The organism is Kribbella sp. NPDC058245 (assembly GCF_042882005.1).
Taxonomy (GTDB): domain Bacteria; phylum Actinomycetota; class Actinomycetes; order Propionibacteriales; family Kribbellaceae; genus Kribbella.
Window position 1 is genome coordinate 213,029 of the sequence record NZ_JBHVWY010000012.1, and the last position, 12,552, is coordinate 225,580.

The 12,552-nt window shown below is 66.4% G+C and carries 15 protein-coding genes and 1 pseudogene; 13 read left to right on the forward strand and 3 right to left on the reverse strand.

Going from position 1 to position 12,552, the window contains the following annotated elements:
* Positions 1 to 2: 2 nt before the first annotated feature.
* The 7 genes from ychF (at position 3) to ACFVWG_RS27205 (ending at position 6,220) form a co-directional block, all read left to right on the forward strand.
* The gene (ychF, locus tag ACFVWG_RS27175; RefSeq protein ID WP_391546239.1) at positions 3 to 1,079 is read left to right on the forward strand and encodes a redox-regulated ATPase YchF; all 1,077 of its coding nucleotides are present in this window, start codon (positions 3 to 5) and stop codon (positions 1,077 to 1,079) included.
* Positions 1,080 to 1,332: 253 nt separating this feature from the next.
* Positions 1,333 to 2,313 (forward strand): helix-turn-helix domain-containing protein, encoded by a 981-nt coding sequence (locus ACFVWG_RS27180; RefSeq protein ID WP_391546240.1) that lies wholly within the window; start codon positions 1,333 to 1,335, stop codon positions 2,311 to 2,313.
* The gene (locus tag ACFVWG_RS27185) at positions 2,313 to 3,146 is read left to right on the forward strand and encodes a GSU2403 family nucleotidyltransferase fold protein (RefSeq protein ID WP_391546241.1); all 834 of its coding nucleotides are present in this window, start codon (positions 2,313 to 2,315) and stop codon (positions 3,144 to 3,146) included. Before ACFVWG_RS27180 ends, ACFVWG_RS27185 begins: the two co-directional genes overlap by 1 nt.
* 58 nt (positions 3,147 to 3,204) lie before the next feature.
* Positions 3,205 to 3,897: a DUF5984 family protein gene (locus tag ACFVWG_RS27190; protein ID WP_391546242.1), complete on the forward strand. Its 693-nt coding sequence runs from the start codon at positions 3,205 to 3,207 to the stop codon at positions 3,895 to 3,897.
* 76 nt (positions 3,898 to 3,973) lie between these two features.
* Entirely contained in the window at positions 3,974 to 4,324 is a 351-nt protein-coding gene (locus ACFVWG_RS27195; RefSeq protein WP_391546243.1) for an MmcQ/YjbR family DNA-binding protein, read from the forward strand.
* The gene (locus ACFVWG_RS27200; RefSeq protein ID WP_391546244.1) at positions 4,324 to 5,625 is read left to right on the forward strand and encodes a replication-associated recombination protein A; all 1,302 of its coding nucleotides are present in this window, start codon (positions 4,324 to 4,326) and stop codon (positions 5,623 to 5,625) included. Before ACFVWG_RS27195 ends, ACFVWG_RS27200 begins: the two co-directional genes overlap by 1 nt.
* A 70-nt stretch (positions 5,626 to 5,695) precedes the next feature.
* Entirely contained in the window at positions 5,696 to 6,220 is a 525-nt protein-coding gene (locus ACFVWG_RS27205) for a PASTA domain-containing protein (protein WP_391546245.1), read from the forward strand.
* Positions 6,221 to 6,272: 52 nt separating this feature from the next.
* Here the strand turns inward: ACFVWG_RS27205 and ACFVWG_RS27210 are convergent, their stop codons facing one another.
* The gene (locus ACFVWG_RS27210; protein ID WP_391546246.1) at positions 6,273 to 7,208 is read right to left on the reverse strand and encodes a helix-turn-helix transcriptional regulator; all 936 of its coding nucleotides are present in this window, start codon (positions 7,206 to 7,208) and stop codon (positions 6,273 to 6,275) included.
* Between the two features lie 62 nt (positions 7,209 to 7,270).
* On the opposite strand from ACFVWG_RS27210, the gene ACFVWG_RS27215 reads away from it, so the two are divergent.
* From ACFVWG_RS27215 to ACFVWG_RS27230, 4 genes are read left to right on the forward strand one after another with little or no spacing between them, the layout of a single operon-like run.
* Positions 7,271 to 8,191, forward strand: a complete 921-nt coding sequence (locus tag ACFVWG_RS27215; RefSeq protein WP_391546247.1) for an ATP-binding cassette domain-containing protein — start codon at positions 7,271 to 7,273, stop codon at positions 8,189 to 8,191.
* A complete protein-coding gene (locus ACFVWG_RS27220) occupies positions 8,191 to 8,946 on the forward strand; it encodes an ABC-2 family transporter protein (RefSeq protein WP_391546248.1) in 756 nt (251 codons plus the stop codon). The genes ACFVWG_RS27215 and ACFVWG_RS27220 overlap by 1 nt, the downstream gene beginning before the upstream one ends.
* Entirely contained in the window at positions 8,943 to 9,728 is a 786-nt protein-coding gene (locus ACFVWG_RS27225) for an ABC transporter permease (RefSeq protein ID WP_391546249.1), read from the forward strand. The genes ACFVWG_RS27220 and ACFVWG_RS27225 overlap by 4 nt, the downstream gene beginning before the upstream one ends.
* Before the next feature lie 22 nt (positions 9,729 to 9,750).
* A complete protein-coding gene (locus ACFVWG_RS27230; RefSeq protein ID WP_391546250.1) occupies positions 9,751 to 10,485 on the forward strand; it encodes a class I SAM-dependent methyltransferase in 735 nt (244 codons plus the stop codon).
* A gap of 89 nt (positions 10,486 to 10,574) precedes the next feature.
* On the opposite strand, the pseudogene ACFVWG_RS27235 reads toward ACFVWG_RS27230, so the two are convergent.
* Together ACFVWG_RS27235 and ACFVWG_RS27240 are read right to left on the reverse strand one after the other, a co-directional pair.
* Positions 10,575 to 11,339 (reverse strand): annotated as a pseudogene (locus tag ACFVWG_RS27235) (aminoglycoside phosphotransferase family protein); the annotation flags it as partial.
* Positions 11,339 to 11,989 carry a LysE family translocator gene (locus ACFVWG_RS27240; protein ID WP_391546251.1) on the reverse strand — a complete coding sequence of 217 codons (651 nt, stop codon included), beginning with the start codon at positions 11,987 to 11,989 and terminating at the stop codon, positions 11,339 to 11,341. The pseudogene ACFVWG_RS27235 and the gene ACFVWG_RS27240, both read right to left, overlap by 1 nt.
* 88 nt (positions 11,990 to 12,077) lie before the next feature.
* Here ACFVWG_RS27240 and ACFVWG_RS27245 point away from each other — a divergent pair, with 88 nt between their 5' ends.
* Together ACFVWG_RS27245 and ACFVWG_RS27250 are read left to right on the forward strand one after the other, a co-directional pair.
* Positions 12,078 to 12,251 carry a hypothetical protein gene (locus tag ACFVWG_RS27245; RefSeq protein WP_391546252.1) on the forward strand — a complete coding sequence of 58 codons (174 nt, stop codon included), beginning with the start codon at positions 12,078 to 12,080 and terminating at the stop codon, positions 12,249 to 12,251.
* Between the two features lie 74 nt (positions 12,252 to 12,325).
* The gene (locus ACFVWG_RS27250; RefSeq protein WP_391546253.1) at positions 12,326 to 12,502 is read left to right on the forward strand and encodes a DUF5302 domain-containing protein; all 177 of its coding nucleotides are present in this window, start codon (positions 12,326 to 12,328) and stop codon (positions 12,500 to 12,502) included.
* Positions 12,503 to 12,552 lie beyond the last annotated feature (50 nt).

Sequence of the window (12,552 nt, forward strand, 5' to 3'; positions counted from 1 at the left end):
CCGTGGCACTCAGCATCGGAATCGTCGGGCTCCCCAACGCGGGCAAGTCCACCCTGTTCAACGCCCTGACCAAGAACAACGTGCTCGCGGCGAACTACCCGTTCGCGACGATCGAGCCGAACGTCGGGGTCGTCGGCGTACCGGACCCGCGGCTGGACAAGCTCGCGGCGCTCTACAGCTCCGCCAAGGTGATCCCGGCCACGGTGCAGTTCGTCGACATCGCCGGCATCGTCCGCGGCGCCTCCGAAGGTGAGGGCCTGGGCAACAAGTTCCTCAGCCACATCCGCGAGTCCGACGCGATCTGCCAGGTCACCCGCGTCTTCCGCGACGACGACGTCACGCACGTCGACGGCAAGGTCTCGCCCGCCGACGACATCTCGACCATCCAGACCGAGCTGATCCTCGCCGACCTGCAGACCGTCGAGAAGGCGATCCCGCGCCTGGAGAAGGAGACCCGCCTCAAGAAAGAGGCCGCGGTCACCCTCGAAGCCGTCCGCGAGGCCCAGAAGCACCTCGAGGCCGGTACGCCGATCATCGCCACCACCGTGGACCGCGACGCCATCCGCGAACTCATGCTGATGACCGCCAAGCCCTACCTGTTCGTCTTCAACTGCGACGCCGACGAGCTCTCCGACGAGCCCCTGAAGCAGCAGATGCGCGACCTGGTCGCCCCCGCCGAAGCGATCTTCCTCGATGCCAAGTTCGAAGCCGAACTCGTCGAGCTCGGCGACGAGGCCGAAGCCCTCGAGATGCTCAAGGAGATGGGCATCGACGAGCCCGGCCTCGACGTCCTGGCCCGCGTCGGCTTCGACACCCTCGGCCTCCAGACCTACCTCACCGCCGGCCCCAAAGAAGCCCGCGCCTGGACCATCAAGCGCGGCGCCACCGCCCCCGAAGCCGCCGGCGTCATCCACACCGACTTCCAGCGCGGCTTCATCAAGGCCGAGATCGTCTCCTTCGACGACCTCATCGCCGCCGGCACCATGACCGCCGCCCGCGCCGCCGGCAAGGTCCGCATGGAAGGAAAGGACTACATCATGCAAGACGGCGACGTAGTCGAGTTCCGCTTCAACGTCTGATTCATCGCAGACCGCGGCAGGCGTCAGCGCAGTTTTTGGCGGCTCGGCGTCCCGTCGTGCGGCTTGAGCTCCAGGGGTCTGTCCGACGGCCGGTGAATACGCTGCGCAATGATCCGTCACTTGACGCAAGGGTGTTTCCTGAAATAGTCTGTTTCTCGATATGAGAAACAGGCGCGATGAGGAAACGCTCGTTCAGGCCCTGGTCCAGCGTCTCCGTGAATTGCTGCCCCCTGCGTGGGCTGTGGAAGTCGTCATGGTGGTGGACGGTGCGGTGGATGCCACCATCACTCTTCGCGGCCCGCGAGAAGTCGTTGGCGTTCTCGACGTAGTCGTCAAGCGATGGACCACGGCCCCGAGTTCGGCAGTCATCGGGGTACTGGCCGGCGAGCAGCGGAGAGCCACGAACCCGTTGCTCCTCATGACGGATTACACGAACGGACCCCTTCGGCGGGCATGCGAGGAACTCGGGATCAGCTACGTCGACGAGTCCGGATGGGTATTTCTGAAGGTGGATGACCCGCCGATCCTCGTTCGTACGGAGGGCGCCGAACGGTCTCAGCCCAGGGTCAACAACGAGGTGACCCGGCTCAATGGCGTCGCGGTCGGTCGCGTCCTGCGAACGCTCCTGGAGACTCAACCGCCCATCGGGGTGCGCGAGTTGGCCGAGCGTGCATCCGTCAAGAGCCCGGGGTCGGTGTCCAAGCTGTTGCCCACTCTCGTGGCGGCGGGTGCGGTCGAGCGCGACCAGCACGGCCGGATCGTGGTCATCAGACAACGAGCCCTGCTTGAGCGTTGGACCCAGGATTACAGCTACCTGAACGGCAACGGCGTCGTCCTGGACTACTTGGCGCCTCGGGGTCTTCCTCCAGTTCTTGCGCAGCTGTCGTCCTTGTCGAAGGTCTGTGCGACGGGGAGTTTCGCGGGCAACGAGTACCTGGGTGCTGGAACGGTACCCGTCGTGCCGGCGACCAGACTGAGTTTGTATGCACAGGACCCGCGCGAGTTGGCGGTCGAGCTCGGCTTGGTCAGAGTGGACAGGCAATCGAGCAACGTGATCGTCGCTGCACCGCGCGACCAGCAGTTGATCGAATCTCCCCGACATCGCAACCATCTGCCACTAGCCCCGCTACCCCAAGTCCTCGCAGACCTCCTCACCCTTCCTGGGCGCGAGAGTCTCCTAGCGGATCAACTCATGGACCAGCTTGCTCAATCCGATCCCGCCTGGAGCGCGTGATGGCAGAACCTGCTCTCGAATATGTTGCCGCACGGCGGACCTTGCTCGACGCCCTGGACGCCCTGTCGGCGCATCGTCCCAGCCTTGTCCTCATCGGTGCACAGGCGGTCTACCTCCACACTGGTACTCAGGGTGCGAATGTGCCTCCGATGACCACGGATGCGGATCTGGCGTTGGACACAGATCTTCTCGCTGACGACCCCGAGATCGCGGCAACCCTCCGGGCGGCCGGGTTCGTGCCCGGACAGCCGGGGCATTGGGAAAACTCGCAAGGAATCGCCGTCGACCTGATGGTTGCACCACATCAGTCCAACAGGCAGTCCTCCTCGGCTCGTGCTGCTCGACTGACCCCGCATGCGAACAGCGTTGCGAGAATCGGGCCTGGTCTTGCCCTTGCGTTGTCTGACAACTCGCTGCAGGTCATTGCAGCGCTGGATTCTTCAGATTCCCGCTGGCATGAGATTCGCGTTGCCGGCCCGGCCGCCCTTCTCGTCGCGAAGGCCATCAAGCTCGACGACCGTCTCGCAGATGCTAGCCGCGGAAACTCGAGACGAGTGGTCGACAAGGACGCACTTGATGTCCTTCGCCTGCTGCAGGTCTGTCCGCTCAGTCAATTCACGGAAGGTCTTTCCTCGAGAGATGTCGGTGCAGCGGCGCAAGCAGACATAGCTCGCGGGTTGCAGATCCTCCGTGACCACGCTACCGAGAGAGCTCACGATCTACCTGCGCTCGCTGCACGCGCTTCGGGCGACGACCCAACGGTTGCCCCGAGCCTGGTTGTCCTGGTGCGCGAGCTGCTCACCGCGATGTCCGTTGTGAGTGACGAATCTTAGCGGTGGTGGAGGCCCTCGACCTTCCTGATCGGCGCTCGAGGGCCGCAGATTGACCGCCGTGCCGATTCGTTTCCGGTTCGGGTTTCATCCGCTGGGGGAGGTGGGGTTGTGGGGTGGGGACAAGCCGACTTTGCATTGGTTCGGGCTCACTGATGGGTGGTACTGGATCGAGCTGGGTGATGTGCGGCTGCTGAGGTTCGCGGCTGACTACGACATTCCGTACGTCGACTACTACGTCGTACGGTTGTGGGAGGACCTGCTGGCGCTGTTGCCGGCTGCGGTTGAAGAGGTGCCGGCGGACCTGCTCGGCTTCCTCGAATCCGATGGCAGCGACTGGAAGGACGTCGAATCCGAAGCGGCCGACGCCGCCATCGACTGCTGGTCCGACCGGAGCCTGAATTTCAGCTACCTCCGCGAATCGCCAAGCCTCCGCTGCTGGCGAATCGGCGACCACCTCACCCTCGACTGGAACGCCCCCGCCAACTTCGCCGAACCCCGAGCCCTGCGAACCACGGTCACCGTCGCCGACTTCGTCACCGCCATCGACGAGCTCCACACCACCCTGATGGCCGCCATGGAGTCCCGCATCACCGATGTCGAGGCCACCCCACCGCTGGGCGTCGACATCGACCTCCCCAACCTGCGCCGCGAACACCAAGACCGCGCCCAGTGGCTCACCCGCGCCCGTTCACGTACCCAGACAACCGACTGGAACGCCGTACGAACCGGAGCCACCCAACTACTGCCCTGACGGCCGCCGTCGAACAGCAACTGGCTTGATGGTGCTTACCGACCGACTGTCGGTGGTGTCGGGCAGGATGGAAATTATGACGAAATCGAAGCACACGGCGGGGGAGCGGCTCCAGCGTGCGGCCCGGGACGCGGCCGGCGCGCTGCCGGGGGTCAGCGAGGGCCGGCCGTTCGTCGACTCGCTCGACGTCTACAAGGTCTCCAACAAGGTGTTTCTGATTGTCACGGACGATCCGGGCAATCCGATCATCACGGTCAAGTGCGAACCCGAGTACGGCGCGGTGTTGCAGCGCGGGTATGCGTCGATCACGCCGGGTCGGTACCTCGACAAGCGGCATTGGATCTCGGTGGGACCGGGGGAGGGAGTCACCGAGCGCATGGTCGCGGATGCGGTGCAGCACTCCTACGACCTAGTGGTCGCCGGCTGATGGAACCGACGCTGCCGCTGTTCGACGATGAGCCGCATCGACCGCTGGCTGACCGGATGCGGCCGACGGAGCTCGACCAGGTCGTCGGGCAGGAACATCTCCTCGCTCCCGAAGCTCCGCTCGGCCGGATGGTTGCCCAGCAACGCCTCGTCTCCGCGGTCCTGTGGGGGCCGCCCGGAGTCGGTAAGACGACGATCGCGCGGCTCCTCGCCGATCGCAGCAACCTCCACTTCGAGCCTGTCTCGGCGACTTTCGCCGGGGTCGCCGACCTGAGGAAGGTGTTCGCCGCAGCTCAGCAGCGGCGCACGGTCGGACAAGGCACGCTGCTGTTCGTCGACGAGATCCATCGCTTCAACCGTGCCCAACAGGACAGCTTTCTGCCGTACGTCGAGGACGGCACGATCGTCCTGGTCGGAGCCACCACGGAGAACCCGAGTTTCGAACTCAACGGTGCTCTCCTGTCCCGCACCCAGGTCTTCGTCCTCAGACGCCTCGACGAGGCCGCGCTGGAGTCACTCATCGAGCGAGCCGAGGAGCTCACTGGCCGCCTCCTGCCACTCGACGAGACCGCACGCCATGCCTTGACCGCCATGGCAGACGGCGACGGCCGCTACCTGCTCAACATGGTCGAGCAACTCCAGGCCCTGCCCACCACTGAGCAGCCACTCGACACCACCGCGCTCGCCCGGCTCGTCCAGCAGCGTGCACCTCTGTACGACAAGTCGCAGGAGGGCCACTACAACCTGATTTCCGCGCTGCACAAGTCGATGCGCGGCTCGGATCCGGACGCGGCCCTGTACTGGCTCGCCCGCATGCTCGACGGCGGCGAGGACCCGCTGTTCGTGGCGCGACGCCTGGTCCGCTTCGCCAACGAGGACATCGGCATGGCCGACCCGCACGCAGTCCAGCAGACACTCGCGGCGTGGGACGTCTACGAGCGACTGGGCTCTCCCGAGGGAGAGCTGGCGATCGCGCAGGCTGTCGTCTACCTCGCCACCGCCCCCAAATCGATCGCCGTCTACCGCGGCTTCAGCGCCGCGCACCGATCCGCCGAGCGGACCGGCTCGCTGATGCCGCCGGCGCACATCCTGAACGCGCCGACCCGCCTGATGAAGAAACTCGGCTACGGCAAGGACTACCAGTACGACCCCGACACCACCGACGGCTTCTCCGGCGCCAACTACTTCCCCGACGACATGGACCGCGAGGCCTACTACAAGCCGACCCGCAACGGCTACGAATCCCAGATCACCGAACGCCTGCGCCAGTGGGCCGCCTTGCGAGCGGGTATCACCAAGTGAACGTTCTGAAGGCTGGCTGAAGCTTGCCGAGAAGACTCGAGGCATCGTTCTTTCGAAGGTAGGGGGAGTCATGCCGGAGTCGTACTGGCGGTTCTGTTATCTCGGCCCTGACGGCGAGGAGGTCTGTCACGAGCTGTTCGCCGAGTTGGAGTCGGGGCTTGGTGAGGTGCTGACGGGGCAGGTCAAGGAGTTGGGTGGGCTGCAGGAGGTTGTGGGGCGGGTTACGGATTCCGCCTTGCAGGTAAGGCTTGTCGAGGTGGTGGATGCGGAGGCTGCGCGGCTGAACGGGGTGCTGCCGGAGGGGTTTGTACTGCGTCGGTCCGATGCGGCGACCTTCGCGAAGAAGGAGGAGTTCTTCGGCGTACCGGGTGTGGTGGGGATGACGCATGTCGATGCGTTCAACACGCTGCGGGCCCAGGGGTACGGCGTGAAGACGGTGTGGGAGTGGACGAGCTCCGCCGAGGAGAACACGGTCACCGATCAGAGCCCAGCCGCCGGTTCGTTCAACCTGCCGCCGACGGTCGTCAACATCTGGGTCCGGACCCTCCCGCCCGAGCCGGACATCCCCGACCGGACGACGTTCCTCACCGAGTAATCCGGGAGACCGGCCGCGCAGGTGGCTCTCTGGGCGGGCGGACGGGTCGTAGCTAGCTGGCCGTGGAGTTGGCGAGCGCTTGGGCGGCTTCGTGTACTGCGGTGATGAGGGCTGGTGGGTCCAGGGGGATGGCGGTGCCGGCTTGGGCCAGGACGGCGGCTCGGGCTTCGGGGAGGCTTTCCAGGTCGGTGTGGATGATCCACCAGTTGGGGGCGTCGGCTGGGATGGGGGGAGTGGTGGGGCGGAAGCGGGGGAGGGAGTCGGTGTGGACGCGCAGGGTGATGGGGTAGGAGGGGCGGGTGGCGCGGAAGGCGGCTTGGGACTGGGACCAGTGGGTGGTGAGGTCGAAGCCGGGTGGGCGGGTGAAGGGGTCCTCGGTGAGGGTGGCTGAGGTCAGGCGGCTTAGGCGGTAAGTGCGGATTTGGCCGTCGGTGCGGGCGGCTATCAGGTACCAGGTGCGGTTCTTGGCGACTAGGCCGAGCGGGGAGATCGTGAAGGGGTCCTCGGGGCGGTTGTAGGTGATGGAGAGGTTGCGTTCTTCCCAGACGGCTTGGCGGCAGAGGTCCAGCCAGCGCGGGGTCTCGCGGCGGTCGTCCCAGCCGGCGTGGTCGATGAGGAGGCGTTGGCGGGCGTACTCGGCGTCGCGGCGGGAGGCGTCGGGGAGGGTGGCGATCAGCTTGAGGACGGCCTGGTCGGCGGAGGCGTCGAGGCCCAGGTCGGCGAGGACGTGGGCGGTGGCGCCGACGAAGACGGACATGACTTCGGACGGCGTGAGGCCGGTGAGGCGACTGCGGTAGTCGGGGAGCAGCGACCAGCCGCCGCCGCGGCCGCGGGTGGAGTAGACGGGGACGCCGGCCAGGCTGAGGGCGTCGAGGTCGCGCTGGACCGTGCGGTGCGAGACGTCGAGTGCGGCGGCCAGCTCGGCGACGGTGGAGCGGCCGCGGGTTTGCAGGCGCAGGAGGAGTCGCAGGAGCCGTTCGGCACGCATGCTGGCAACTATGCCACCTAAATAAGACACCAGCTGTGGTGTTTTGTCTCTACGGTCGCGGGATGACTGTTGTCGAGGTGGATGAGCTCGCCATGTCCTACCGCGCTCCGGTGCGCAAAGGCGGGCTGCGGGCGGCTCTTGGTTCGCTGGTACGCCGGGAGTACAAGACCGTGCAGGCACTCGATCAGGTGTCGTTCACGATCGAGAAAGGCGAGGTGGTCGGCTTCATCGGACCGAACGGGGCCGGCAAGACGACCACGATGAAAATCCTGTCCGGCATCCTGCATCCGTCCGCCGGGCGGGTCAGCGTTCTCGGGGACACTCCGTGGCAGCGGCGATCCACATTTCTGAAACGGATCGCATTCGTGCGCGGCAGCCAGCCGGTTGGCGGATCGCAGGAGCTGACCGTGATGGACAGCCTCGAGTACCAACGGCTCCTGTACGACGTCGCACGCGCCGACTTCCGCCGTACTCTCGACGAGCTGCAAGCGCTCCTCGACCTCCAGCTGGATCGTCAGCTCCGCGCCCTCAGCCTCGGCGAGCGGATGCGGGTCGGGCTCGCGATGGCGTTGATCTACCGGCCGGAGGTGCTGTTCCTCGACGAGCCGTCGATCGGGCTGGACGTCACCGCGGGCAGTCAGATCCGCGAGTTCGTCGCGAACTACGTGCGGACCACCGGCGCGACGGTGTTGCTGACCAGCCACTACATGGCGGACGTCGCGTCCCTCTGTCCGCGGCTGATCCTGATCGATCAGGGCCGGATCGGGTACGACGGTCCGCTGGCTGAACTGTCCGCCCGGCTGTCGCCGTACAAGCTGATCCGGATCACCACGCGGGACGGCGTACGGGATCTGCGGGTGCCGCGGGATGAGGTCGCGCAGACGACGGCTGAGCTTCTGCAGGCGGGAGACGTGATCGACCTGGCCGTTGAGGAACCACCGCTGGAGAAGGTCATCGACCAGGCCTATCGGGAAGGCGTGTGATGAGAACCCTTACCCTGCTGGCGTTTCGGATCCGCCAACAGGTGCTCGAGTGGTCCGGCGCCTGGTGGTTCCTGCTGACGCTTGTCGTCCAGGCGGTGATCGCGCCGCTGATCGGCCTGTTCATCTGGTCCGCGGTCTACCCGGATGATCCCTCCATCAAGCGGTACTACGTCGCGATCATCCTCGTCACGCTGATGACCGAGTCGTTCGAGCAGCACACGTTCTCCAACCGCGTGTACGACGGAACACTCAGCCATGAACTGCTGCGTCCACAACCCGTTGTCCTCGGCATCATCGGCGAGAACCTTGCGATCCGGGGGTGGCTGACGTTGCTCGGGGCACCGATCGTGCTGGTGACCGCGTTCGCCCTGCAGACCACGTTCGGGTGGCGATCGGTGCTGCTGGCCGTGCCCGGGATCGCGTTGGCCGCCGTACTGATCTTCCTCTTCACGTTCCTGCTTTCGCTGACCGCGTTCTGGACCGATCGCGTGCACTCGGTCGTTGCCTTCGGCAGCCAACTCGGCTTCCTGCTCGGTGGTACCGCGGCCCCGATCGCGCTGCTGCCCGATGGCTGGGCCCGGATCGCGGAGGCGCTGCCCTTCTACGGCATGCACGGGCTGCCGGCGGAGATCGCCGCCGGCAGTCGGTACGACGGTTCGCTCGCTTATCAACTCGGTTGGGTGGTGGTCCTGGTGGTGGCGGTGTCGGCAGTCTGGCGAGCAGGCGTCCGGCGGTACACGGCGGTGGGTTCGTGAAGCTGCTGCGCCTGCTCGGAGCGGGCTTCTCGATGTCCTTGCGCCGGAGCGTCGCGTTCCGGATCAACCTGGTCTTCGACGTGATCCTCGCGTTCACCGGTCTCGGTACGACGATCGCCGCCGTCGTGATCGTATTCACCAGGACGGATACCGTCGGTGGGTGGTCGAAGGCCGAGTTCCTGGTCCTGATCGGCACTTATGAATTGATCACCGGTCTGCGGTCGGCATTCATAGACCCGAATCTGTCCTGGTTTCCGGACAACGGCATCAGAAACGGCAAGCTGGACGCGTATCTGTTGCAGCCCGCGCCGAGCTTGTTCCTCGCGAGCCTGTCGCTCGCCGCTCCGCTGGCGCTGATCGAGTGTGTGCTCGGGGTCGGCGTCCTCGGCTGGGGGATCGCCGCCGCACCTGAGCGGCCGAGTGCGGACGGCGTGCTGAGCTGGATCCTCCTGCTCGTGGTCGCCCTCATGGTGACCTGGGCGTTGAGTGTGCTGCTGGCCTGTCTGGCGTTCTGGGCGCCGAAGCTGCAACTCGATGTCTTCTACCATTCCGCCTGGCAACTCGGCCGCTACCCGACGGACGCGTTCACCAGGCCGATCCGATTCGCATTGACGTATGTGTTCCCCATGGCGTTGATTGCCGCCGTACCGTCGTCGGCCTTGCTGAATGGTGCGCGCGCCAGCGGGCTGGCAGCCGGCTTGTCGGCGGCAGCGGTCGCAGCGGCGCTGGCCGGGTTCGCCTGGCGAGCCGGACTCCGGCGATATACAGGTGCGACGTCGTAGGTCAGCAGATAGCGTCCGACGCATGGTTGACGACTTGTTTGCGGACCCGCGACTGGCACCGGTGTACGACGCCTTGGAACCGGCGGAACGCGATGACCTGGAGCCCTACGCGGCGATGGTGACCGAGTTCGGCGCCGAACGCATCCTGGACGTCGGCTGCGGTACCGGAGAGCTGGCGTGTCTGCTGGCCGGGCGCGGCGTCGAGGTGATCGGCGTCGACCCGGCGGCGGCCTCGCTGGAGGTTGCCAAGGGCAAGGAGTTCGCCGACCGGGTGCAATGGGTGCACGGGGACGCGACGACGTTGCCGCCGCTGCAGGTCGACCTGGCCGTCATGACGGGGAACGTGGCGCAGGTCTTCCTGACCGACGAGGAGTGGTCAGCGACGGTCGCCGGCATCCGCGCGGCGTTGAAACCAGGCGGGCGGTTCGTCTTCGAGACCCGCGATCCGGCGTACCGGGCCTGGGAGCAGTGGGCGGAATGGACGCGCGAGAGCACCTACCGGGAGGTGCAGCTGCCCAGCGGGGAGACGGTGGCGAACTGGGGTGAGCTGACCCAGGTCGACCTGCCGTATGTCAGTTTCCGCGGCACCTATGTGTTCAGCTCAGACGGCGTCGAGCTCACGTCGGAGTCGACGCTGTGGTTCCGGGAGCGGGACGAGGTTTCGCTGGACGGCTTTGTGGTCGACGAAGTGCGGGATGCGCCAGATCGGCCCGGGAGGGAGTTCGTGTTCGTCACCAGGAGCGCCGACAACGTGTGATGGGCGGTGCGGGACATGACCGGGTTCGTCTCGACGTAGTACCAGAGACAGCCGATCGCCTGCGCGAACGCCCAGCCCATCCCGCGCCGCCACTCCGGTTCGTCGCTGCCGAGCGCCGTACGGAATGCTTCGCGAGCGGTCGGATCGAGCAGGTTCCAGGCCGGCTGGAGGTCCATCGCCGGGTCGGAGACGGTGAAGGTTCCGACGTCGATCACTCCGGCGAGCCTGCCGTCGGCGGCCAGGAGGTTGCCCGGCATCAGATCGCGATGCGTCCACACATCAGCCGAGGTCCGCGGAGTTTCACGCAACACAGCCCACAACCGTGCGAGGGCATCGACATCGATCAGATCCCGACTACGCGCCAGCCCGTCGGCGACGTACTCGTCCTGTGAAGTCAGTACGCCGCCCCGCCACGACCCGGTGAACACCCGCCCCTCGGTCGGTTCCGCGCGGAGCGCGAGCACGAAGCGGGCGAGGTCCTCGGCGAAGGCGGTCGAGCCAGCGACATCGGCGTCGTACGCGGTCGTGCCGTCGAGCCAGGTGTAGACCGCCCAGGGCAGCGGATAGCCCGCGCCCGGCTCGCCGAGGGTGATCGGCAGCGGAGTCGGGTACGGCGAGATGGCGTGCAACCGGCGTGCCGCGGCCGCCTCGTCTTCGAGTTCACGGCGAACCCGCGCCACCTGGCCGGGCTGCAGCGGAAACCGCGCGACGAACTCGTCGCCGATCCGGAACAGCGCGTTGACCGTCCCGTGCGACGAGACCGCGCGGACCTCCAAGTCGCCCCACGAAGGGAACTGTGTCCTGACCAGTTCCTGCACGAGCGGGACGGTGATCTCCAGTTGGCCCGCGTGCATCAGTGGGTGGCCAGGGGGCGAGCGCGCTCGGTCGCGAGGCGGATGGCGAAGACGGCGAGCGCCGTACCGGTCAGGTAGCGGTGGATCCGCATCCAGGTCGGTCGCCGGGTCAGGAAGACGGCGACCGAACCAGCCGTGACGATGAAGACCGCGTTCATCGCGACGCCGACGACAAGCTGGGTCAGCCCCAGGACCAGGCTCTGGACGCCGAGATGACCGCGGGCCGGATCCAGGAACTGCGGGAGCAGCGAGATGTAGAGGATCGCGATCTTCGGGTTCAGCAGGCAGGTGAGCAGACCCATGCCGAAGAGCTTGCGGGGGCTGTCCGGTTCGAGCTCCTGGGTGGCGAAGACGGAGCTGGCGCCCGGGCGGAGGGCGTTCCAGGCGAGCCAGAGCAGGTAGGCGGCGCCGGCGAACTTCAGCACCAGGTAGATCTGCGGGACCAGCGCGAACAGTGTGGCCAGCCCGGCGCTTGCCGCCAGCAAGTACACGAGGAAGCCGACGCCGACCCCGGCGAGCGAGGTCAGGCCGGCGCGGCGGCCCTGGGCGATCGAACGCGAGATCAGATAGATCATGTTCGGACCGGGGATCACCACCAGCCCGAGCTCCACCAGCGCGATCCCCAGCAACGCCTCACCACTGACCGGCATCTCCGCTCCTCTCTCAAGACATCGAGAACCTAACAGCGCGACGGACCGGGACGCCGGGGATTTTCGCGGGCTGGGATACCTTGCAGGGATGGAGCAGGAGTGCATGCGGTGCGGGAAGCCGGTCGAGGAGACCCGCGAGGACTACGAGACCTTCGAGCGCATGCACTGGGACTGCTTCCACTTCGCGTACGAGCACGACCTGAACGGCGTGGTGGCCGAGGACGCGGATTGCGGTCAGCCGGGCTGTCCGGCAGCCGCCTGATGGTATTCGGTCGCTCCGGGTGGTCACAGTCGGATAGCGTGAGCTCGTACGCCTACGGTTTGAAGGAGACGGTTATGAGCGACAACACCAGCAAGCCGGCGGACGATCTGCAGAAGAAGTTCCGGGAAGCGCTGGAGAAGAAGAACGCCAACCATGCGGCCCACCCCGGCTCGGGGAACCGCAAGGAGGGCGTCGGCGAGGCCCACAACGACAAGCAGAAGCGCCAGTTCCGGCGCAAGTCCGGCAGCTGAGATCCGCCAACTGTCCATCCATCCGCTGGAGCCCCGGGTTGCCGCCCGGG

Bases quoted from the DNA above. Each gene is read 5' to 3' on its own strand.
- ACFVWG_RS27195 (WP_391546243.1), top strand. From the start codon at position 3,974: ATGACGAAATCGAAGCACACGGCGGGGGAGCGGCTCCAGCGTGCGGCC.
- ACFVWG_RS27240 (WP_391546251.1), bottom strand. From the start codon at position 11,989: ATGCCGGTCAGTGGTGAGGCGTTGCTGGGGATCGCGCTGGTGGAGCTC.
- ACFVWG_RS27245 (WP_391546252.1), top strand. From the start codon at position 12,078: ATGGAGCAGGAGTGCATGCGGTGCGGGAAGCCGGTCGAGGAGACCCGC.
- ACFVWG_RS27220 (WP_391546248.1), top strand. From the start codon at position 8,191: ATGAGAACCCTTACCCTGCTGGCGTTTCGGATCCGCCAACAGGTGCTC.
- ACFVWG_RS27200 (WP_391546244.1), top strand. From the start codon at position 4,324: ATGGAACCGACGCTGCCGCTGTTCGACGATGAGCCGCATCGACCGCTG.
- ACFVWG_RS27205 (WP_391546245.1), top strand. From the start codon at position 5,696: ATGCCGGAGTCGTACTGGCGGTTCTGTTATCTCGGCCCTGACGGCGAG.
- ACFVWG_RS27230 (WP_391546250.1), top strand. From the start codon at position 9,751: ATGGTTGACGACTTGTTTGCGGACCCGCGACTGGCACCGGTGTACGAC.
- ACFVWG_RS27250 (WP_391546253.1), top strand. From the start codon at position 12,326: ATGAGCGACAACACCAGCAAGCCGGCGGACGATCTGCAGAAGAAGTTC.
- ACFVWG_RS27185 (WP_391546241.1), top strand. From the start codon at position 2,313: ATGGCAGAACCTGCTCTCGAATATGTTGCCGCACGGCGGACCTTGCTC.
- ACFVWG_RS27210 (WP_391546246.1), bottom strand. From the start codon at position 7,208: ATGCGTGCCGAACGGCTCCTGCGACTCCTCCTGCGCCTGCAAACCCGC.
- ACFVWG_RS27180 (WP_391546240.1), top strand. From the start codon at position 1,333: ATGGTGGTGGACGGTGCGGTGGATGCCACCATCACTCTTCGCGGCCCG.
- ACFVWG_RS27215 (WP_391546247.1), top strand. From the start codon at position 7,271: ATGACTGTTGTCGAGGTGGATGAGCTCGCCATGTCCTACCGCGCTCCG.